Origin of the sequence: Pseudomonas sp. Marseille-Q0931 (assembly GCF_940789645.1) — a bacterium.
In the GTDB taxonomy this organism is placed as follows: domain Bacteria; phylum Pseudomonadota; class Gammaproteobacteria; order Pseudomonadales; family Pseudomonadaceae; genus Aquipseudomonas.
Window position 1 is genome coordinate 1 of record NZ_CALNWT010000023.1, and the last position, 21,546, is coordinate 21,546.

The following is a 21,546-nucleotide window of genomic DNA, read 5'->3' on the forward strand; positions in this document are numbered from 1 at the left end:
GGCATCATCTGCCGCACCACCCACTCCCGATGCTCTATCGAATAACGCGCCACACGGCTCTCACTTCCGCCCACCGACCAAGACTCATCGAATCAACTCACACGACAACTATCCTGACGCGGCGGGTTTCAAGGAGTAGGTTTTGCCTGAGCCCGCCCCTGCGAAGGTGATGAAGCTTTTCCCCGAGCCTATCCTAAGGCACTCTTTGATGCCGCCATCAACTCTATCGTCATGATCGATAGGCTTAGTTTCCGCCAAGTAAAATTCTTCTGACATAAGTTTCTCACTAAGCTTTTGGCAAAAGCTGAGTTTCCAGCCATTTAAGGCCTTCACTCATGTATTCGGGGGGAGTGAAGCTTGCCTTCTCATCCGCGATATAGAAAAGACAGTCAAAAGCAAAGTCACCCTTCTTTAAACTTTGAACATAATCATAGAGCGACTCTGACAACGACTTAGTGTCATTTTCAAAGTTAATCTTCGCTGCCTTGATCTTGGATTTCCCCTGAAAATAGTCACTCTCGAAATTCGCCAAAATTAATGCATCTTCAAAAGTCCTGGATAAAACTTCCGCCCTAGAAATCTGCGTTGGCTTTTGGTAGGCAACGTAAAGCGGTGTACCTTGGCTTTTTGTAGCATGTTCTTCATGGGGTAAGGCCACCAAGTCATCCAACGCTTCCTTCTTTGGATGCCACTTCTTCAAGGTATCATTATTGGTCTTTTGATCTGCACTCTTTTTCGGAGAGCAAGACTTTCCCTCGTTATCAACAGAGTCAAGGTCTGTCAGCACTAGAGTAGCAACCCCGAGCTTCTCAACTAACTCTCTATATTTATGCGTGTGCGCACCGCTCACCTCGAGCATTGAGATGTATCGATTTGACAAGCCAGGAAAACTATTGGAAATAAATTCAGGTACCAAAAGACGCTCGGCTTGCCCTTCTACGAATATCACCCCATCGGCAAAGAAGATGTCGCAATGAGTGAGCTTTAAGTGCTTCCTTACAAAAAGAAGCTCATCTTTCGCGTTCTCAAAGAGCTCTGACATATTTGCAATTGATGTATAGTCCATCGCAATTGACGCACTTGCATTATTTCGCCGAAAGTAACGTAAATCCTTGAAGTCAATATCATTGACAATATGGCTGGAGTGCGTACTAATCACGAGTTGCGTCTGGTATTCAGGTTTATCCTTCTTGGTATCCTTGTCGCGTAAATCGGGATGATTTCGCAGGGTATCATAAGCTTTCGATACAAATACACGTTGGACCTGGGCATGAAGATTAACTTCTGGCTCTTCAAGCAAAACCAAGTGAATTGGTTCAATTTGTTCTTCGATGCTGCCTTCTGAAGAAACCGACTTACCAACACGCATCCATTTGTCGCGGAACTCCAGAAGCCTAAAAGTTAAATATATTAGATTCTGGTAACCAAGCCCCAAGTAACTTTCTGGGAGAAACTCCTCTTCTGTTTTATCAAAGCGATATCGGACTGAGGAAGATTTTTGCAAAGCATCTACACCACTAATTTTTGCGGCAATTTCAACCGTTGGATTGCCGCCAATTCCCGGATACCCCATACCCTTTAGTTCATTAAATGGAGCCTCGAATTGCTTATTCAATCTATCAGTAAAACTTTTCTCCAGGCTTTGCTGTTGCCGCAAGACCTCAAGATCTTCTGCCCCAGGAAAATCTTCAGGATTTAAAATACATTCATAGTATTCACGAAGCAACTTATTGAGTCGTTGTTTTTCTGAATATGGCCCGTTTTGATCTGCATTATCTTCAGCACCTAAACCGCGCTGTTCAGATATAACGTCTACTCGTATTAACTTTTTCAAGGCTTCAGATTTGAGAGGCTGCAATACATCGGTCGCAGTAGAGCCTGGCCTCTTGCTTAAAATGTGGTGCTTTTGCTTAATGTACTTGCTGAAATTCCGGCCTTTCTCCAAGAAGTCACATAGATCTTTAGGCCACAGGCTTACCTCGCCTTTACGCCCGGATACTATGTCTTTTGCATCAACGTAATCACGGAAAAGCTTGAAAATATCGGTCGCTTCGTAAGTAATCCGAACGGATAAAGCGCCACCTCTCCACTCCAAGTCGGGAAGGATATCGCGAACCTTGTACGCCTCACTCGCCTCCGCTGTAATCTCGACGTCTAAGCTCGGTAATGAACTGACAAGATCATCAGATAGCCCCTGCATTTCCTCACTGACAGGAAACGTTTGTTCGACTTGCTCGCCCAGCCTTTGAATTTCCTTCCATTTTCGCTTCGATATATCTCGAATCTTTAGATTGTCCGGGCTTTTTAGGAATGTATGTAGCGCTCCTATACAGGACGTCTTTCCACTGTTGTTGGCACCGACAAGAACAGTAGCTTTATCATCAAGCACCAAGGTTACATCAGCTAAGCGCCGGTAGTTTTTCAAAGTGAAAGATTTAATCTTCATACAACAAATCCTTAACAATTTAGCCGGATCTTTCGAAAGCACAAACTTATTGTTGTGAGCAACTATTCAATACCACAGCAATGCTTTTCTAGATATTGATCTGATTTATTTTTACTTCATTGTCTTCGGTACTGGCTTAGGTAATTGCATAAAAGAGGCAGGACATGATCTCTCGGTATAATACAGCCGAAAAACATGCCCCCTTGTAATAGGGCATTTTCAACCATTGGCCGAACACCCGCCGATGTTCTCTAAGTGAAAAACAGGAAGGAAGAAAACCGGCGTCCAGCCTGCTGGGGTGCATCACTGCGTTGGTTCTACGCTAGCCCACAGCCAGCTTGGCCACAACCATTATTTATGGCTAATGGCCATCCCATTTGAGCTTGCCCGTCACGTCTCGCCGGGATAGATCTCGCCTGTCATTGTCAATCTCTTGGCCAGGTGTAGGAACCGGTGGTGTCAGAGGTAGGTAGGAGTCACAGCTAAGTAGCCGGCGCTTTTTGTGCCCGGCTGTAGCAGAGAGGTGACATATTGATTTGCTGCCGACTTACCGTCAGCTCTTGGCCGATTTCTGCCCTTCATGACCGGCAGCTGTCGGCCAGCCGGGTGCGCTCTAAAGCGTCCAGGGAATTGGGGGCTTTCAGTACGGGAGCAGGTATTTACCCTGCGAGATCGACTGAAGGTGATTCATATAGCTGTTGAGTCCTTCGAGGACCTCTCCGATTTTGTTTGGGTTAGCTCTACCAAAAATTACGCTGAGGGCCACGTTCACGTCGGGTCTCGCCCGAATCCTTTGCGAAACCAGGTCGAAACCCGAACGCTGCACAATCAAATAAATTGCTTCCTCAAGGGTAATGATCTTTTCCCAGAGGCTATCTACGATGGGTACTTCTGATATCTCAGAGAGGGCGATAAGGGCTCGTTTATCGCCGGTGATGAGGGCGTCGTCTTCGTCTTGGCTTACGGCCGCAAACAAGATCGCTTCTCCGCTGTCGATATCCGGCCGATTTAGCTCGAGGATCGTATTAGCCGAGTCGGTGACTACTTGGACCTCTGTCGCAGCCTCGACGAGCCGCTGAGCCGTCACAACAGCGTCTTGTGATCCCAATTTCTTTAGGGCGGCGTCGGGTTTGTTAAGCCTGAGCTGAAAACGAAGCTGTGGAAGTATCGCGAAGTCGCTGAGCGGGCACTCAAGAGCGAGCGCAAGCTCGTCTAGAAGCAAGTACTGACAAAGGGACTTGGCTGCGTCGCTATCAAGTAGGTACACGTGTGACTGACCCGAAGCCTTGGATAGCTAGCACGTGCTCCCGATTCTCGTCGCTAAGAGCTCCGAGATCGGTACTTTGCATGAACCACTGATTAAGCACCTCGATCGCCCCTCTGGGGTCTGCGATATAACCCAAGGCCTGATTTGCTCGGGCCCAATCGTCATTCTCTCTGGCGTAGGAAAGAATTAGGTGGCCGGGGTCGACTCCAAGTTGTTCTCCAGCTATGACAGCATTCGAGGCTAGTACTGCTGCGGAGTCTGGTCGTCCGATAGCTTTAAGCACGTTTGTATGCCCGTTCCTCAAAAGTGCGAGAGCGAAAGAGTCAGCCTCTTTCTCCTCCGCATCCTTCCTGGTGGCGTCACTCCCGGCCAAGGCATCGGTGACTTCGGCAATGTCCTCGTCTATGAGAACACCATTTTCACCGACGTGGCCGCATACGATATGAGCGAGTTCATGTGCTAGGACGAACAACTGTCGAGCGTGCTGGGGGCTATTAAATCCTAAAACAATTGCGGGTCTGCCTTGAACGCTAACGGCCATACCTGTCATCCGCTTCGACGTTTTGGGCAAATCCTTGAGAAACAACACAGGAATGCCCTGAGCCCAGCAAAGCGCCAGAAGCCCTTCAAAACCTACGCTATTCGTACCCGAGATCTGGCGAACTAGGTGCCCGATATAATTCGGGTCAGGGGGTAAGGGGCTGTATGGGGCTCCGGCACTGAAAATTGAAAGTCGAGCCAACGCCATGCCAAGGCTGGCCGCTATGTTTAGCGCCCCTTCCTCTGTACCTCTTCTTCGCTTGAATCGAGCGTTGGGCGTAGCCGCGTCGATTGCAAGACTGCCGTCTTGGGCAAAATTTACAACCAAGCCCAAGCGTTGCTTAAGCAACAGTGCAAATTGGAAGGCTCCAGCGCTGGTCTTGAAGAGGCTGTGATCCCACCAATCGGGCAATAGTCTCTCAACATAAGGGCGCGGATATCCTGCAGCCTTAAGACTTTCGAAGGCGGACTTCACTGTTATTGGAGTCGTTGCGTCATGCATAGCACCCTCCCATAACATTAGATTCCAGCATCATTTTCACATGCAGGCCCTTCGGTGGGCAAAGAGCAGTTCAGCAAGGCGACGAGCGTGCTCCTCACTGCCATCCCACACGTTTGCCAAACTATCCATCAAGACATCTGAAGTCCGAGGGTCAGGCAATTCCAGCTCTAGCGAGATTTTTGCATAAATGCATAATTCCCGGTGAGTCTTTGTAACCCGCTTCGGCTTGCCAAAAAGGTTGCGGTGAATCTGTGGCTGGCCTAATCCAGAGGCATTCGCTATTGAGGTGCTCGTCCTTTGTCCGTGGGACGCAAAGAAAGCGAGGAGCTCTGCGACGATTTTGGTTTTGCTTTTCATGCATTTCATAAAGTATAAAATAGCATAAATGCATGGTTTTGGTGGTCGGTGGCATTACCCAAGCCACCCATCGCCGTATGAGATAAACTGACTAGCTGTCCGGCAGGACGCCGGCGGCCATCGAGAATTGGATAATGCGCGAAGCGGAGATCAAACGAGCACTCACTCACTACTTGGATACCTCGTTGGGTATCCACCCTGGCTTGTTCCTGGAGGAGCTACAGCTTAGTGGCGGTGAGGTTCGTGCAGACCTTGTCCACATCTACGATATGCATTGCTATGAGATTAAGAGTGAGGCCGACTCCTTGAAGCGCCTTATCGGTCAAGGATCCCGTTACGCTCGAGTTTTTGATCGCATCACGTTAGTGACTGCGGAATGCCATCTGAAAAACGCGCTTCCCTTGTTGCCGCCGTGGTGGGGGATCATCCTTGTCCCTGAGGTGCCTGAGGCGGGGTTTAAGCATGTTCGGGCCGCAAGACCTAATAAGCGCCACGAACCTGAGGTGCTTGCCTCCCTACTCAAGCGAGACGAGGCGCTTCACCTCTTGACCGAAATGGGTAAGGTTCGAGGCTGGAAGAGCAAGAGCCTATATCTCATTCAGGCATATATCGCAGAGCTGCTCACACTTCCCGAGCTCAAGAACAATGTTCGGGACTACCTCCTCAAACGGGTCGAGGAAGCTACACCTCAATTTTCAGCCTGCCCGGCCTAGTACTGTTCCTTAATCACCGTCGCAAGGTGATGACACCAACCTTCAGTGAAGTGGAAGAGGCCTGCATTCTTCTTTTTGATTGCCGGATTCGCTCGATCTGCAATTAATTCGTCCCCATAGGAATACTCTCGGCCTTTGAAGGAGGCTGCATGCACGGTCACCATCAAAGTCGAGATAGCAACTGAATGCTCTGACTTGCTTCCGTCAGCTCGCAACACCAACCAGTCAAGGTTCCTTGCATAGCGAATGGCAACACGGCCGCCGCGGCGAGTTAGTGTCTCCTCAGTCCAGCGCGGAGATATCGTCCCATAGTCTGAATATCCGAGAAGCAGTCCGGGAGCGTTGGTATTCAGCGCGGCCCATAGAGACCAGTCTCGGCGTGGCAAGTTAGCTACCGTTTTTACGGCCGCAAGACTCTCGGGGAACGCACCTGATGCCACATGAATTTGGGAAAACCCTGCGTTCTTGAACGCCGCCATCATGCCTGTAAAGGCGGGTACCTCTGCGGCTTCCCAAGCGGGAGTAACACCTAGATCGACCATAAGATGAATACGGTTGCCAGGCCTTGATAGTACCTGTGCGGCCATCATCGTCTGGGTGTAGTGCTCAGCATTAACTGTTAATCCACTGATACGTAAGCGTAGGAAAATCTCAGGGAAGGATTGCACTAGACCAAGTAGCGCAGGGCGTAGCAGAGGGGCATCTAACGGATTGATAACTGGAAGAGTTGGAAAGCCGTTAGCTTTTGCGATCTGAAGGAACGCCTCAAATTCTAAAGGACGAATGCCAACGAGCCGCCCTTCGGGATTCGCATAATCTACCAATGCAGGGGCTCCCCAAGCTGTTTGGAAATTCCCTACCAGGCTGCTGTGTTGATTCGAGTGACGGACCTCGATGCAGGGGCGAACGTAGGGCTTAACGTCTCCCCGAGTCTGAAGCAGAGCTCTCTGCTCCCAGGACTGCCACTTAATGATCGGAATGTAGTAAGGGTGGTTGGGGAATCTAAGTGCCATATGCCTTCCTTGGGATCGCGTAGTGGTCCAATCGCTTTTATCACGAAGGGTGGCACTTTGAAATCACCGCAGATAGGTTGAGATCCAATTGCTATTCCGGCTCTAGCATTTGACTTAGCGTCGGGATCTTGCTGGCGCTGCTTAGCGTTCATCATTGATGGCGTCTGGTCAATTTGACGTAGTTAAGGCGCTTTCAGCAAGTTCCGCTTCTGGCCGCTCTCTGCCGGCCGTGACAGGAAGATGCGGGAAAAAAGCAGACATTATGCTTTTCATAGAGCATCTTCAGGCATCTGATAGGATCAACCAAATACCTACAATAATACTGGTCGTTTAACTTCATGAACGCGATGCACAGTTCTGACAATGTCACTTTTTCGGCACCTCCTATCAGCGTGGCAATTGCCGACGATAGCTACCTTATTCGCGAGGGCTTGTCGCAGATTCTTGCCCAGTCTCCAAGAGTTCGTGTAGTCGGGCTTTATGCTGACCCAACCGCGCTGCTTGCAGCGGTAGAAGCAAATCCACCACAGGTTGTCATGACAGACATCCGCATGCCGCCTACGCAAACGGATGAGGGCATGCGAGTAGCAGAACATCTGCGCCAGAGCCATCCGGATATAGGCGTAATCGTGCTGAGCCAACATGGCAGCTCACAGTATGCAACCGAGCTACTGGAGAAAGGGGCATCTGGGCGTGGATACCTGTTAAAGGATCGTATTCACGACCTCGATCATCTGGTGTCTACCATTCATGCGGTTGCAACTGGTGAGTGTCGAATTGATACGCAACTAATTGAATCCCTGCTGTCGCGCAAGCACCAGCGCTCCCCCTTAGAAGAGCTAACACCACGCCAGCGGGAAATCATGGCCGACCTTGCGACAGGTAAGAGCAACCTTGCCATTGCGCGCGACAGGGGAGTAACCCAGCGGGCGGTGGAAAAACATATAAGCGAGATTTTCGGCCGCCTTGGCTTGGCCAACGACGAAAGCATCAGCCGCCGGGTACAAGCGACGCTGCTTTATTTATCACGTAACGGCCAATGAAAAGCCTAAAACCCTGGCTCGCTATCCTCGGTGGAGGCACGGTAACCATAGTTGCCGGGATCATGGCGACAGGCGCGGGCTCGACACGAATAATCGACGCCTTGATGGCCGGCGTTGGCGTGATGTTGGTTTCCGGCGTGGCGATGACCGTGCGCGCCCGCTACCCACAACGCCCGCTCTGGATATTGCTCGGAATGCTCGCTGTAGCTTACGCGCTTCATCCCCTAATTTATTCGACCAATGATCTGCTCTATACGATTGGCAGAACCGTTCGCCCCTGTGCTGAAGCGCTGCTGGTGTGGGTGGTGCTGACCTTCCCGACTGGGCGCATCACCGACCGACGTGAGGGTATGCTGATTGGCGCAGCTATCGCTGCTATTGCCTTGCTATGGCTACCCAGCGTGATGCTGACTCCGCACGTGCCGCGCTTCGGCCCACTGCCCTCCTGCACTGACGTGTGCCAGGACAATTTACTGTTTATTGCCGACCACCCTACCTGGTCCAACCTCCTGCTGAATGCCTTTCGCATCGTCAACACAGGCATCCTGATCGCGACCAGCCTGTACTTGCTACAGCGACTGCGACAGGCCTCCACACTGATGCGTCGCTCGCTCGCCCCCGTACTACTCGCCTCTGTCGCCCGCACGCTATGCATGGCGTTTTTCCTGACAACCGGGACTGGCTTGTTGTTGCTTACCTTTACCTTCTGGGCCGTTCCGTTAGCTATTGCCTTGGGCTTGCTGCGCAGCCGGCTCTACACCGCCCAAGCGCTACATCGGTTAGTGACCGGATTAAGGCGCCGGCCGAACCTGCAAGGCCTGAAAACCATGATGGCGAATGCTCTGGATGACCCATCACTGGAGCTAGGTATTTGGGAGCCAAACACTGGGCGCTGGATTAACTCATCCCAACAAGTCGTGCCGTTACCCGAACCAAGTGCCAAGGAGCAAGCCGTACGCGTACTGCATGACCTCAATGACCAACCTAGCGCAATCCTGATTCATAACCGCGCCTTGTTGGAAGAGCCGATGTTGCTGGAGGCAGTTGTTAGCTCGATCCATAACGCCATCGTCAATTGGCAATTCGAATCTGCCTTGGCCGGTGCCCATGCCCATTCTGAAACTGTCGCGGAAGAGGAGCGCCGCCGGCTTGAACAAGACCTACACGATGGTGCACAGCAACGCTTACTCGCGCTGCGTATGAAGATCAGCGTGACCAGACGCCTGGTCGATAGCGATCCGAGCCGAGCGGATGCACTGCTAGTGGAAATGGCAACGGACATTGATGCCGCCATCACCGAACTGCGTACGCTGGCACATGGCCTTACTCCGCCACTACTGGCTGAGCGAGGACTGGCAGCAGCCTTGGGAGAGGCCGCCAATAATGCGGGCTTGCCAGTAGTCACGGACTTTCAAGCACCGAGACGCGAAAGCCCGCTCGCCGAACGAGCAATTTACTTCTGCTGTGTCGAAGCCCTACAGAACGCAGCTAAACATGCAGGAGCAGGGGCAACGGCGAAAGTTACATTGCGCCAAGAACGGGATGGGATTTCGTTCGCTGTGGTGGACAGCGGCTGCAGCAACAGGCACCCGCTGAATCTCAATGAAGGCCAAGGGATCGCCAGCATGCGCTCGCGCATGCTGGCGATAGGAGGAGAGCTCGAAATCAGCATCTCCTCAACAGGTGGTTTGAGCGTCGTCGGGCGAATCCCCTGCGCGAAGGACAATGTCCAGGGGATGGCGAAAAATAGCGCGCTACAGCTGCTTCCGAAGCACCATAAGCGAGCCTCTAACATGTCCTAAAGCTAGAGGCTTTCAGTTTCAGCGAGTTTCTTTATTGCACATCAGCATCGAGGCGATGGCCGGCAACAAAACCAGTGCACCTACCATGTTCCAGATGAAGAGCAACACCAGCAGCAGGCCCATGTCGGCCTGGAACTTCAGTGCCGAGAACGACCAGGTGGCTACACCCATGGCCAGAGTGATGCCAGTGAAGGCCACCGAGGTGCCGGTAGTTTTCAACGCTTCAAAGAACGCCGCACGGAATTTCAGGCCCTGGTGCAGAAAGCCTTCCATGCGACTGTACAGGTAGATGCCATAGTCGACACCGATGCCGACGCCGAGGGCAATCACCGGTAGCGTGGCGATCTTCACTCCCAGGCCCATCTGCGCCATCACCGCTTCGCACAGCACGGTTGACAGGTACAGCGGCGCCATCAAGGCGATGGTCACTTTGATCGAATTAAACTCCCACCAGACCACTAGCGAGATGATCACAAACACCAGGAGCAGCATCAGCTTCTCGGACTGCTCGATGACGATGTTAGTCGCCGCCTCAATGCCGGCATTACCTGCCGCCTGGAGGATCTCGAAGTCTCCTGTGTCGTACTGCTTGCTGAAGGCCTCGACCGCGCTGACCACCCGGGTCAGCGTCTCGGCCTTGTGGTCACTCAGATACAGGCTGATTGGCGCCACGCTGCAGTTGGGGTCGACGAACTCGGCAGCGACACCTGAGCGGGCATTGTTCATCACGAACTGATCGCGCGACAGTTCGGCCCACTTCGGGTTGCCCTCATTGCGCGCAAGGATGTTGAAGCGCATGGTGCGATAGAGCGACTGCACCGATTCCACACCTTTGACTTCACGCATGCTCTGTTCGAACTGGTTGGCCAGGTCGGCAGCGGCGAAGCGTGCGCACTGTTCAGCCGGTGTCTTGAACATCACTACATAAACATCAGTGCTGGTGCTGTAGTGCTTGAGCAAGTAAGCGTTGTCCTGGTTGTAGCGCGCTTCCGGACGGAACTCCGGTGCGCCCTTGTCCAGGTCTCCAATTTTCAGATCTTGACGGGCGTAGTAGCCGACGCCGAGCAGCATCACGCTGAGGGCGATCAGCGGCAGCGCCACGCGCGGTTCGACCACGGCCGACAGGCGGCGGAAGATAGGCCAGGACGAATTGGCTCGCTTTTCCTGCTCACGCAAGCCGCGCGGACTGATGCCGGCGTAGGACATCAGCACCGGCAGCAGGAACATCTTGGTAAAAATGGCGACGAACACGCCAATGCTGGCGGTGATTGCCAGCTGCTGGATCACACCAATGTCGATCACCAACAAGGTGATAAACCCCACCGCATCGGCCAGCAGCGCCGTGGTGCCAGGAATGAATAGGGCGCGGAAGGTGTGTTGCGCGGCAACCAGCGGCGTGGCGCCATGCCCCATCGCGCTCATCATCAGGTTAATGTTCTGCACCGCGTGGCTGATGCCTATGGCGAAGATCAGGAACGGCACCAAGATCGAGTATGGGTCCAGACCGAAACCGAAAAGGTGCAACAGGCCAAGCTGACAAGCCACGGTGAGCAGGCAAGTCACCACGGTTACTGCGGTACTGCGCCAGCAGCGGCAATAGAGATAGAGCATCAGGCTAATCAGGCCGACTGTGATAGCGAAGAACAGCGCGATGTCGGTGGCAGCGGCCAGCAGATCACCGATGATCTGGGCGAAGCCGATCACGCGGATATTCACGCCCTGTACACCGAAATGCTCGCGCACCTGCTTTTCCAGCGCTTGGGTAAAGGCACCGTAGTCCAGCGGCTCGCCGGTCTCTGGGTTCATCTCCAGCAGTGGCACCCGGATCACCGCCGACTTGAAGTCGTTGGCGACGAAGCTGCCGAGCATGTTGGCGCGCTGGATGTTCTGCCGCACCTGTGCCAACGCCTCTGGGCTCCCGTCGTAGGTGTCGGGAATCACCCGGCCGGCGCGCAAGCCTTCGGTGGTGACTTCAGCCCAGAGCGCGTTAGGGGTCCACAGCGATTTCAAATTGCCGCGATCGACGCCAGGGATGTAGAAAATCCTATCGTTGACCTCGCGCAGAGTCTCAAGGAACTCCTTGCTGACAATGTCGCCCTTGGGGTTTTCCACCACCACGCGCAGCACGTTACTCTGCGGCCGGAGCACGCTCTCAAACTGCAGGTAGTTCTGGATAAACGGGTGGCCGGTCGGGATCATCCGGCTGAAGCTGGCGTCTGGGCGCAAGCCCAGGGCCTGGTAGCCGAGCAACAGCGAAAGGACCAAGAAGAACAGAAGCACCACCACGCGATTGCGAAACAGTGCACGTTCGGTGAAACCAACCAGCCGCTGCAAAGCGCTGGTCTCAAGTTGCGGGCTAGACCCGTCGTTCAGTTTGGCATTCATTGCAGCTGCTCCTTGAGCTCTGCCAAGGGCATGGTGATGAGGCCGGCGCTACCAATCAGCGCCAGTTGCTCGGCAGACACTTGCGCCACGCCGAGCCAAGGCGCCTTAGCGGCCGCCTGCCAAACTTTGAACTGCTGGCCATCGGTGCTGTACAGCACCACGCCACCTTGCCCGGTCAGCAGCAAGCTGCCGTCCGCCAGTTGTGCGGCGCCGTACAGACCCGCGCGCACCGGCAGCGGGATGACCTGCCAGCTCAGGCCCTGATCCTGGCTGGCCAGCAAGGTACCGCCGAAGCCCAAGGCCAGTAGGCGGCCATCGCTCAGCTGCTGCAGTTTGTACAGCGAGGCCGGGCTCATTGGCGTGATCACTGTCCAGTGCTGGCCGTCATCACTAGAGCGGTACAGACGCCCGCCTTCGCCGGCGACCACTAGACTGCCGTCGCGCAGACCGAGGACCGCATTGAAGTGCAAACGCTCGGGGTTTTCCAGGGTCGAGACAAATTCCCAGCTTTTCCCGCCATCGCGGGTATGCACAAGGATCCCATAGGCACCAACCGCCCAGCCTTGCTGCGCATCGCGGAACCACACATCCAGCAGCGGGCGTGCCGGGCCTGACTCGATACCGGCTTTAGCATCATCGAAGGCGAAGATGACATTCTCCAACTCGGTATGCAGCGCCTCGTCGTCTGGCGCCGCCGCACTGGCTAATTCCAAACGCGCCATCTCGGCCTCGGCCCACTTCAACATCAAAGCGCTTATGGCACTGCCGTCGAGTTGCTTGCTCCAGGTCTTGCCGCCATCGGTGCTATGCAGGACCACACCGTCATGGCCGACGGCCCAGCCGTTGTTGGCATCGGGGAAATGCACCGAGGTCAGCAGAACATCGACCGGCACTTGTGCCTGCTGGATCTCGCCGGAGGGCGAGCGCAACAGCACGTGGCCGCTGCCCCCCACCGTCACCAGATAATCGCCGACCAACTGCCCATCGGTGAGGGGCGACTCGCTGGCTAAGGGGGAAATTCGGGCGGCGCGCTCAAGGCGATCGACCAGTGGCGCGGCGCTGAGCGGCAAGGCCGCCAGGCCGACAGACAACAGGCAGAGCAACCTCAGCGCTGGTTGGTTGTATTTTTTCATGGCCAGCGTCTCAGAAAGTAAAAAAGGGGGAAAGCGCTAACCGCTTTCCACCCAAAGACCACGGAGTAAACAGTTAATCAGCGGCCGCTGCGACGCAGAGCCGAGGGACTAAAATCTTTCAAGTTCGCCGGAACGTTGAACTTGATTGGGATCTCCTGGTTCTGCAGGTTAACCACTAGGTAACGGCGTGCCTGCAGGTCGTAGGAAACCTCACTTATATGAAAACTGGACAAAATGTCGTAGCGCTGCAACGCGTGGGCCTCATGAAAGCGCCAAAGTTCGCCACGACTGTCATAAATGTCCGAGGCCAGGATGCTCCAGCTGTCCTCGTCGAGATAGAAGACCCGCTTGGCGTAGATATGCCGCTCACCCGGCTTCAGCGTGGCCTCGACCACCCAGACGCGATGTGGCTCGTAGCGCAGTAGGTCCTGGTTGAAGTGGTTGGGCTGAATGATCTGCTCGTACTTCAGCGAAGTATCGGCCAGCTTGTAAGTGTTGTAAGGCACAAGCATTTCTTTTTTGCCTACCAGCTTCCAGTCGTACTTGTCGGGCGCGCCGTTGTACATGTCAGCTGAGTCGTTGGTACGCAAGCCATCGGAGGCACCTGGCGGCGTGTCATAAGAGAACTCGGGCGCGCGCAGCACGCGCCGCTGCCCTGGGTTGTACTGCCAGGCCAGCCGGGACTCCTTGGTTTGGTCGAGTGGCTCATGCACCAGAGTCTGGCTGCCGGCGATACTTTCTGGGGAGGTAACGCTATTCCAGAAATAGTACAGCCGGTTCGGCTCCGGGTTGGTCATGCTTGAGGCCATGGCAAATTTTCGCATTCGGCGCACCGGAGTAAATGAGCCGTTGGCCTGCACCACCATTTCAGTCGGGTAATCGAGAAAGCCACCGGTACGATAGCGCGTCAGGTGGTTCCACATGGCCTCCAGACCCGACTTGGGAATAGGAAAAGGCACCGAGGTTTTCTGATAGTTGACCATGCTATCGCCGTTAAGCTCGAGCTTAGCGGCCTCTTCGCGGATCAGCTCGTACTCGTGCTGGGGCAGCGCAGCAGTGCGATGACTCGGATAGACGTTCAGCTTGTAGCTGGGAAACTTCGCCAGCAGCGCCTTGTACCCTGGCATCAACCGGTCGGCATATTGCGCCATGTTGGCCGCTGTAACGGTGTACAACGGTTGTTCATTCGCGAAGGGATCGATATAACCCTTGGCCGCACTGTAACCGGCCGGCGGCTGGGTAAGGCCACCGCTCCAGGCAGGAATGCTGCCGTCGGCATTGCCCGCTTGCTCGGCGCCGGTGGGCGTCAGGTCTTGGCCCAAGCGGGCAATTTCACTGGCATCCAGCTTGGCCAGGGCCGTTGCACTGGTTAGGCTGAGAAGGGTGCCGAGAATGGCAGCGGAGAGAAGATTCTTGTTCATTGGATTACCTCGAGATCAGAAGCCCATGCGCAGGTTGAACGCGACGAAATCACGGTCGGTCACTACGAGCGGCGTATTACCGGTACCAGACCAGGACAGTTCGGCCGAATAGTTTTGCTTGTAGCTAGCCCTTACCCCCAGCGAACCCAGCAGTCGGTCTTCGACGAAGTTACCGTCGTGGGACCAGCCCTTTACGTCCTGACCGAAGGTCATAAATGGCGATACGTTGACCCCGGCCAGCAAACCCGAATAATTCAACTGGGCACGCAGGCGATAGCCCCAGGAAAGGTCCGTGACAAAGCCGTCACGGCTACAACCGATTTTTTTGTAACTTTGCTCTGGCACCCCAGCGTTGCAGCCTGGCGAACCAATCCCCTGGCCATCAGCCATGTTGCTGCCGTATGCCTCGGTTTTCCCGTAACGACGCTCACTCAGCGCCGGCAAGTCATGCATGTACTTCATCGCGACCTCACCGGTTACATCAAGACCATCCGCGCCCAACACTCGGGGGAAGCTCTTAATAAACCCAAGTGACAGCTGCGACACCTCCAGGCGGTCATAACCATTGATCAGCGAGCCGGGGGCGGCAGCCTTCATCTCCCCTGCCAGCGGTGCACCGGGAATGAGTAGATTGGGATTGCCGAAGGTGCTCGGGATGGTGTCGCCGAGGGAAAGCCCCACGGGCTGATTCGGACGGTAGCTGTACTCGCCGAACACTGAGGCACCCAGGAGGCTGGTGGAAAAACTAAGACCGAAGATGCGGACGTCCTCGGGGAAGGCCATGAAATACTTGGCGTTGGTGGCCTCCTGACCTGCGATCCAGCCCGCTCCAACCGCAGGGCGCAAGTCGGTGCGCGCGCGGTTCTGCGGGGTGCGCGAATGGATATTCATGGCATAGGCGCCGAACTCGGTGCTTATGCTGTCGGCGAAATAGCGCATGGCCATACCAAACTGACCGCTGTCAGATGGCTCGTCGTCCTCCAGCCGATGCACATAGAGGCCCTTGGCATAACCAGCCTCATCATTAGGGTTGGCAGCAATACCGCCCCTGGCCAAGCCGAAACATCCATCCTGGATCAAGTCGTTGCTAGCAAAGTAGGTACCGCAACCTTCCAGAACGGTCTCACGCCATTGCAACTGGTAAAACACCTCAAGGTTGAGGCTGTCGGTGATACCGAAGTTGGCGAAGAGCAGTGGCACCGGGAGTAGAGCTTCCTTCAACTGAGAGCCCGGGCGGCGTAACGCGGCAAGATCCACTGGGTTGATCGAGTTGAGGCCATTCTGGAAGAACAACCCCTCGCCCCAGTTAATTACCTGATTACCGCCGCGTAAGTGCAACGGTCGCTCGCCGACTTCGAAGTCACCAAATACATAGGCATCCAGCAAGGCAACGCCTTGGAACTTGGCCAGATCGTCGAAGCCGCTATCGTTGAGCTTGGCACCCACCTGGTAACCATTGGCTGAATGGCCATGGTCGACCTCACGGTTGTTCAAGGTGTAGTCGTACCAGGCCTTACCGCGCAGAAAGACCCCATAATTACGCCAGTTCAACTCGGTTTCCGCCAATAGGGTGATCGGTGAAGACACCAAATTGCGCTTACGAAAATTCAGGCGGCCGTCATCACCGTTACGCGCACCTGAAGGGTTGAACTCACCAGCCGAGCCGTAGCCGATATGATCAGCATTACCCTGAAAAATCAGGTTTGAATCGGGTTTCTCAGCATTCCAGATTCCACCCACACTGATGCTACCGTTGGCGCGCCCCGTGATTTCACCTAATGCAAACTCACCCGCCTGAGCCTGCAGTGAAATCATGAGCGCTAGCGGGGTTATGCAAGCTGTCATCTTCAACAACAACGGATTAATCAGGCCGGACTCACTTCTTTCAAATCTCACGAAACAGCCTCCTATTTTTATTATATTTACTTCTATTTAATCGGCGATTATGGATATCGCACCAGATTAATTTGCTGCTTATAAAAACACGAATCAAACATATCTCTAGCGGCTGCCAATAGCATTATTACCAGCGAGCGCCAAATGCGTCATTTGAACACTTACCTGAAATAGCCATCACTAACCCCACAAGGTCTCACCGAAAATCCAGACACCATTAGAGCTATGTGACGAATTAAGTAATCGACAACTACCAACAGCTTTTTCATTTCAAATTAAAAATCTTTACGCGTAAAAAACAGCAATAAAAAACAAGCAACTTGAAAGCTTTAATTATCCACGAAAAAATTAAATTAATCGCCAGCCAGCCTAATCGCGACAGGGCTCTGGAAACATCAGGAACCCCGCCGACGACCAAGAAGCTATATTGTTTTAAGCCACTTAACGTTTCTCTACTTGGCAAGGAACTGCCGTCTCGAACGAAGAAACTGTGGTGTAGCGAGCACGCGGGAAGTAGTCGCCCATATCCTGCTGGATAGTTTCTTGCGACTTAATATTCTGCACTGCGTGTTTGAACTCACCACGGCCCAGCATGTTGCGCAGAACCAGGAAACTCAGATCCGGATCACCGGTACCGTCGCCCACATCCGCGATTGGCAACCAGGACACACCACACTCGTTGATTGCATTGCGTGGGCGGTCACTTTCGCGACTAAGTACCAAGGTGTAGTAGCCGTTAGCGTCCACCGGAATCTGCTCATCGAACAGACACTTATTGACCCGACCAGATGCGTAGCCCTGCTGAGAGCACCACGACCAGTAGCGCAGATCACCATCTTCAAACTTGGTGTTGCCGTTATAGGTCTTTGGCGTAGTTGGTGCTTTGGCGCGGATTACGAAAACCTCGCCGTGCTTACGGTTGATAAAGGTGCGCACATACTGGTTGTCGAGGTTGGCAAAGAAGGTCCCGTCTTTCTTATTGGTACCACTCGCCACTGTGTTGTCGCCGGTGTAAATGGCATAACGCGACATGCTTTCCGAACTCTTGCTCCAGGTCGGCGGGTTACTGGCCGGCATGGCCGGACCGCCACGCGCCTTGGCCACCTCCGTCAGTTTATTGAGGTACTCACGCGGGGTCGCCAGGGCTGCCTGATCAAACGACAATGGCTGGAAGCTACTCAAGCTGGCACAAACATCCTGTCCGCGCAGCTCCTTGCCATCAGCGAGAGTGAGTACCGGAGTTGGCAGACCGGAACCTGCTGTTTCGTCGGTATTTTTGTCCCCTGCGTAGATCCGATAAATCAGTTGCTGCTGGCCGTTTTCGGCTTGACCAGGCGCATGGATCTTGTCGCGGGTCTTGGCTTCTTGGTAAACGCCCCATGGAATAGGAGTGCTCAACGGCTCGCTAACCACTTCGATTTTATAGCCGCGCTGTTTACTGTTGCGGTCTGCACCGAAGAGATATGGGTTGCTAGCACCTGGCTTCGGCGCGATCAGGTAGTCGGCCACTGAGTCGAGAGGAGCACCCAAACGGTCATAGCTGATTAGGGACATATAGCGAGCATGCGGAAAACTGCCCTCTAAATGCAGCTTCGCGCCCTTCGGCACCGAGAAAGCTGCTCCCCAATAGAATGTTCCGGCGTCAGGGAAGGCGATGTTGATGTAGGGGTCACCACTGACCGGGCCGTAGCGCCAAAAACACGAACGAGGGCCTGGCATTGGATCCTTACCGATGGCAACACGCTGCTGGCCTTCCTCGAAGGCATTCGCCTGATCCCAGTTAGCCTGAGAAGGCGAGGCCGCCAGGATTAGAGTGGTCATCGCTAAAACTTGTGACGTTAGCCAAATATGAGGGCTTCAAGGTCATCTCCTTATCGGTGGATTCAAACCTTATTTTGGATACCGTATCCAGGCAGCGAAATAGTGTGGGCACCACAAGGGATAGGGCGGTTTTCTAGCGCGTATTTTTCTAATGTTGTCGCTTACAACTGCTGCGGACACACGCCTTGGCAAAGTATGTGGTGGTCGACCCTAAGGACTTGGGACCTGCTACCGAGGGCTGCTAGCTCTCCGCCGGCAACACCAGTCAGTTCCCCACGCATAGGCCACGCATGCCGCATTAGGATCATTAGGATCATTAGGATCATTAGGATCATTAGGATCGGGCGAACCCTGGGTGAGAAGAACGGCTCTAGGCAGCCACTCTGCTATGTCGACAGCCGGCCTAATAAATTAGCACCGCCCATTTACAGCGATAGCTGCACCTGTGATTGCACTAGCCTCCTGAGAGGCTAAAAATACGATCACATTAGCGACCTGCTCTGGCGTAACCCAGCGGGTGGCATCCGCATCAGGCATATCGAGGCGGTTCTGCGGGGTATCGATGATCGATGGCATGATCGCATTGACCGTGATGCGCTGATCTTTCAACTCTTCGGCCAACGCCTCCGTAAGGCGCATCACCCCGGACTTTGCTGCAGCATAGGCCCCCATGCCTAGGCTGGCCTTACTGGCCGCTCCGGCTGCAATGTTGATAATGCGCCCGGCTTCGGCTTTCTTCAGGTGTGTCAGCGCGGCCATGCTAGCCGTTGCGGCAGTGCGCACGTTCATTTGATACATCAAATCCCAGGTCGCAAGATCGCCGCCCTCGATGGTCTCCCAGCGAAAACCACCCGCCACGTTGATGAGCGCATCTAATCCTTGAAAATGCTGCTGCACCTGCTGCATTGCACAATTTGCCATGTGCAGATCGGTTAGATCGACCGCGCCGATAAGCAGTTTTTCAGAGCGCGCCGTGTCGGCCAGGGGTCGCGGCACGCTGGCCTGATCAATCAGGGCCACCCGCCAACCATTGGCCGCGAACGCCTCGCCTACCGCTATACCTAGACAACCGAATCCACCGCTAATTGCGACTACTTTACTCACGCTTATTCTCCTTGAAGTGGACTACACCAGGGCTGCACTGAGCACTGAGCCCCGGCACGAGTGGTCAGCTAGGTTGCCACTATTGCCGTGCAGAACCTGTCGCCGAGCCGACAAGTGGGCACAGTCAAGAGTGCTAACTTGCCTGGTCGCTGAGTCGCTGAAAGCCATCAGCCGCTCAACTTTCTTGAGTCGAGAGAAAAGGATCGCGCGCAATGAATCTGATCGTGTTTGCCATACCGATTTTTTTAACCACCACCTTGCTGGAAGCATGGCTGGCGCACCGCCGCGGGCTAGCGGCGTATTCCATACCTGATGCCATCAGCAGCTACCAATATGGTCTATTGAGCCAGGTGGTTGGGGCGTTCACCAAGTTGGCGAAACTGGGCGTTTACACTCTGGTATTCGAAGCCTACCGCGCCACGACCTTGCCTAGCGATAGCCTGTGGGTATGGGTCGGAGCCCTTGTGGCCTACGACTTTTTCTACTACTGGCATCACCGTATGAACCATGAAATTGGCTTGCTGTGGGCCGGGCACGTATCGCATCACTCTTCCGAGTACTTCAACCTGGCAACAGCCATACGCCAGTCCTCGACGAGCGCACTTCTGGGCTGGATATTCTATCTACCGATGGCAGTGGCCGGTGTGCCGCCCAGCGTGTTTGCCGGGGTGTTGCTGATCGACTTGCTTTACCAGTACTGGGTGCATACCGAGGTAATTGGTCGTTTGGGCTGGCTTGATCGCATCTTCGTCACACCCTCAAACCATCGCGTCCATCATGGGCAAAATGACTACTGCATGGACACAAACTACGGGGGCATTCTGATTCTCTGGGATCGCCTATTCGGTACCTTCGCCGAGGAGCGCAAGGACGAGAAGGTCATCTACGGCGTGCGCACACCGTTGCAGAGCCTTAACCCATTCTGGGGCAACATGCATTACTACATTGAGCTCTGGCAGAAATCCAAAGCCACCCCGGGCTGGCGGGCTAAACTTGGCGTCTGGCTGGCACCACCTGGTGGCTGGCACGATGAGGCGAGCGAGCCTTACGAGCCGTCGCAGTTTAAGTATTACGATCCGTGTACACCCGATGCGGTCAAACGCTATGCGGTAGTGCATCAGGTGCTTGCAATGTTGTTCCTCATGCATTTTCTGACGCTACTCAACACCTTGCCGAAGACCTTACTGGCACTCTACGCCGCTGGCTTTGCCATTTCGGCAATCTCTCTCACGTCACTATTGGAAGGACGTGCCAATGCACGGCGTTTTGAGCAGTGCCGTGTCATAGGACTGGGCATTGCCTTTGCTGCTCTACCTGACTGGTTCGGTTTTAGTATGCCCATCGCACTCAAGCTGATGTTATTGGTTGTAATGCTAGGCAGCGCTGCATGGCTCAGCCGCACTTCCTTCAAACCTGCTGCTTTGTGGACTTCCCAATGAATGCCGATGCCATTTCCGACTTGATCTTGGCTGTGGTTGCCTTTTCCATTGCCTTTGTCCAGCTGCGCCAGCGCCCTGCTCTAGCCATTGGTTGCGGCCTGATCGGCCTGGCGGCAGCGATTGGTACACTGCATTACCAGTATGGTGAGTTGTTCGCCGGCCCACATCGCTTTACCGGCCTGGTTGCCGCCAGCGCAGGTTTCCCGCTGCTGGTCATTGCACTGCGCTGGCCAGATGACTCTGTTGCTCAGCGCATCACGGCCGCAGGGCGCTTCGCGCTCTTGGTTGGGAGCTTCGGGGTGGTGATTAGCGTGTCGGGATTTGACACCTGGCGCATGCTGGTGCCTCTTGGCTCTGTCTTGTTAATCTGTGCCACAGCCTTAGTGACGCGGCGGGTAATGCCACTCGGGGCGGCGCTAGTGTTCATCGTTAGTCTAGCGGCCGGTGCAACCGGTGAAGAGATGCTCGGACCGCTATCTGGCATCCAATGGCTGCACTACTTGCTGTCTTTAGCCCTGCTGCTGCTGCACCGGGATAGCCCGCCGCGTCAGGATAGTTGTCGTGTGAGTTGATTCGATGAGTCTTGGTCGGTGGGCGGAAGTGAGAGCCGTGTGGCGCGTTATTCGATAGAGCATCGGGAGTGGGTGGTGCGGCAGATGATGCC

At 54.4% G+C, this 21,546-nt stretch carries 15 protein-coding genes; 5 read left to right on the top strand and 10 right to left on the bottom strand.

The genetic code is table 11. The features are described from left to right. Positions 1-286 precede the first annotated feature (286 nt). From P3C50_RS23925 to P3C50_RS23935, 3 genes are all read right to left on the bottom strand, one after another. Positions 287-2,446: an ATP-dependent nuclease gene (locus P3C50_RS23925; protein WP_275547875.1), complete on the bottom strand. Its 2,160-nt coding sequence runs from the start codon at positions 2,444-2,446 to the stop codon at positions 287-289. Positions 2,447-3,086: 640 nt separating this feature from the next. After that, complete coding sequence (locus P3C50_RS23930) at positions 3,087-3,713, bottom strand: hypothetical protein (protein ID WP_024014382.1); 627 nt, start codon at positions 3,711-3,713, stop codon at positions 3,087-3,089. Continuing rightward, positions 3,700-4,755, bottom strand: coding sequence for an ImmA/IrrE family metallo-endopeptidase (locus P3C50_RS23935; protein WP_160328544.1), 1,056 nt, complete (start codon positions 4,753-4,755; stop codon positions 3,700-3,702). Before P3C50_RS23935 ends, P3C50_RS23930 begins: the two co-directional genes overlap by 14 nt. A 491-nt stretch (positions 4,756-5,246) precedes the next feature. On the opposite strand from P3C50_RS23935, the gene P3C50_RS23940 reads away from it, so the two are divergent. After that, positions 5,247-5,825 (top strand): sce7726 family protein, encoded by a 579-nt coding sequence (locus P3C50_RS23940; protein ID WP_024014379.1) that lies wholly within the window; start codon positions 5,247-5,249, stop codon positions 5,823-5,825. On the opposite strand, the gene P3C50_RS23945 is transcribed toward P3C50_RS23940, so the two are convergent. Then, positions 5,822-6,838, bottom strand: coding sequence for a beta family protein (locus tag P3C50_RS23945; RefSeq protein WP_071542629.1), 1,017 nt, complete (start codon positions 6,836-6,838; stop codon positions 5,822-5,824). The genes P3C50_RS23940 and P3C50_RS23945 overlap by 4 nt on opposite strands. A gap of 338 nt (positions 6,839-7,176) precedes the next feature. Here P3C50_RS23945 and P3C50_RS23950 point away from each other — a divergent pair, with 338 nt between their 5' ends. Together P3C50_RS23950 and P3C50_RS23955 are read left to right on the top strand one after the other, a co-directional pair. Next, positions 7,177-7,881, top strand: a complete 705-nt coding sequence (locus P3C50_RS23950; protein ID WP_196644563.1) for a response regulator transcription factor — start codon at positions 7,177-7,179, stop codon at positions 7,879-7,881. Next, entirely contained in the window at positions 7,878-9,683 is a 1,806-nt protein-coding gene (locus tag P3C50_RS23955) for a sensor histidine kinase (RefSeq protein ID WP_024014389.1), read from the top strand. Before P3C50_RS23950 ends, P3C50_RS23955 begins: the two co-directional genes overlap by 4 nt. A gap of 18 nt (positions 9,684-9,701) precedes the next feature. On the opposite strand, the gene P3C50_RS23960 is transcribed toward P3C50_RS23955, so the two are convergent. The 6 genes from P3C50_RS23960 to P3C50_RS23985 form a co-directional block, all read right to left on the bottom strand. Then, positions 9,702-12,068, bottom strand: a complete 2,367-nt coding sequence (locus tag P3C50_RS23960; RefSeq protein ID WP_024014388.1) for an efflux RND transporter permease subunit — start codon at positions 12,066-12,068, stop codon at positions 9,702-9,704. After that, on the bottom strand, positions 12,065-13,201 hold the full coding sequence (locus P3C50_RS23965) for a YCF48-related protein (RefSeq protein WP_024014387.1): 1,137 nt from the start codon (positions 13,199-13,201) through the stop codon (positions 12,065-12,067). Before P3C50_RS23965 ends, P3C50_RS23960 begins: the two co-directional genes overlap by 4 nt. A gap of 77 nt (positions 13,202-13,278) precedes the next feature. Further along, positions 13,279-14,622, bottom strand: coding sequence for a DUF1329 domain-containing protein (locus P3C50_RS23970; protein WP_024014386.1), 1,344 nt, complete (start codon positions 14,620-14,622; stop codon positions 13,279-13,281). A 15-nt stretch (positions 14,623-14,637) separates the two neighbouring features. Next, the gene (locus P3C50_RS23975) at positions 14,638-16,518 is read right to left on the bottom strand and encodes a DUF1302 domain-containing protein (protein WP_228723543.1); all 1,881 of its coding nucleotides are present in this window, start codon (positions 16,516-16,518) and stop codon (positions 14,638-14,640) included. A 441-nt stretch (positions 16,519-16,959) separates the two neighbouring features. Next, positions 16,960-18,339: a hypothetical protein gene (locus tag P3C50_RS23980; RefSeq protein WP_024014384.1), complete on the bottom strand. Its 1,380-nt coding sequence runs from the start codon at positions 18,337-18,339 to the stop codon at positions 16,960-16,962. Positions 18,340-18,750: 411 nt separating this feature from the next. Beyond that, entirely contained in the window at positions 18,751-19,443 is a 693-nt protein-coding gene (locus P3C50_RS23985) for an SDR family NAD(P)-dependent oxidoreductase (RefSeq protein ID WP_021219117.1), read from the bottom strand. A 212-nt stretch (positions 19,444-19,655) separates the two neighbouring features. On the opposite strand from P3C50_RS23985, the gene P3C50_RS23990 reads away from it, so the two are divergent. Both P3C50_RS23990 and P3C50_RS23995 read left to right on the top strand, forming a co-directional pair. Then, positions 19,656-20,882, top strand: a complete 1,227-nt coding sequence (locus tag P3C50_RS23990) for a sterol desaturase family protein (RefSeq protein WP_003090706.1) — start codon at positions 19,656-19,658, stop codon at positions 20,880-20,882. Beyond that, on the top strand, positions 20,879-21,454 hold the full coding sequence (locus tag P3C50_RS23995; RefSeq protein ID WP_275547876.1) for a hypothetical protein: 576 nt from the start codon (positions 20,879-20,881) through the stop codon (positions 21,452-21,454). Before P3C50_RS23990 ends, P3C50_RS23995 begins: the two co-directional genes overlap by 4 nt. Positions 21,455-21,546 lie beyond the last annotated feature (92 nt).

Bases quoted from the DNA above. Each gene is read 5' to 3' on its own strand.
- P3C50_RS23925 (WP_275547875.1), bottom strand. From the start codon at position 2,446: ATGAAGATTAAATCTTTCACTTTGAAAAACTACCGGCGCTTAGCTGAT.
- P3C50_RS23935 (WP_160328544.1), bottom strand. From the start codon at position 4,755: ATGCATGACGCAACGACTCCAATAACAGTGAAGTCCGCCTTCGAAAGT.
- P3C50_RS23940 (WP_024014379.1), top strand. From the start codon at position 5,247: ATGCGCGAAGCGGAGATCAAACGAGCACTCACTCACTACTTGGATACC.
- P3C50_RS23945 (WP_071542629.1), bottom strand. From the start codon at position 6,838: ATGGCACTTAGATTCCCCAACCACCCTTACTACATTCCGATCATTAAG.
- P3C50_RS23950 (WP_196644563.1), top strand. From the start codon at position 7,177: ATGAACGCGATGCACAGTTCTGACAATGTCACTTTTTCGGCACCTCCT.
- P3C50_RS23955 (WP_024014389.1), top strand. From the start codon at position 7,878: ATGAAAAGCCTAAAACCCTGGCTCGCTATCCTCGGTGGAGGCACGGTA.
- P3C50_RS23960 (WP_024014388.1), bottom strand. From the start codon at position 12,068: ATGAATGCCAAACTGAACGACGGGTCTAGCCCGCAACTTGAGACCAGC.
- P3C50_RS23965 (WP_024014387.1), bottom strand. From the start codon at position 13,201: ATGAAAAAATACAACCAACCAGCGCTGAGGTTGCTCTGCCTGTTGTCT.
- P3C50_RS23970 (WP_024014386.1), bottom strand. From the start codon at position 14,622: ATGAACAAGAATCTTCTCTCCGCTGCCATTCTCGGCACCCTTCTCAGC.
- P3C50_RS23980 (WP_024014384.1), bottom strand. From the start codon at position 18,339: ATGACCACTCTAATCCTGGCGGCCTCGCCTTCTCAGGCTAACTGGGAT.
- P3C50_RS23990 (WP_003090706.1), top strand. From the start codon at position 19,656: ATGAATCTGATCGTGTTTGCCATACCGATTTTTTTAACCACCACCTTG.
- P3C50_RS23995 (WP_275547876.1), top strand. From the start codon at position 20,879: ATGAATGCCGATGCCATTTCCGACTTGATCTTGGCTGTGGTTGCCTTT.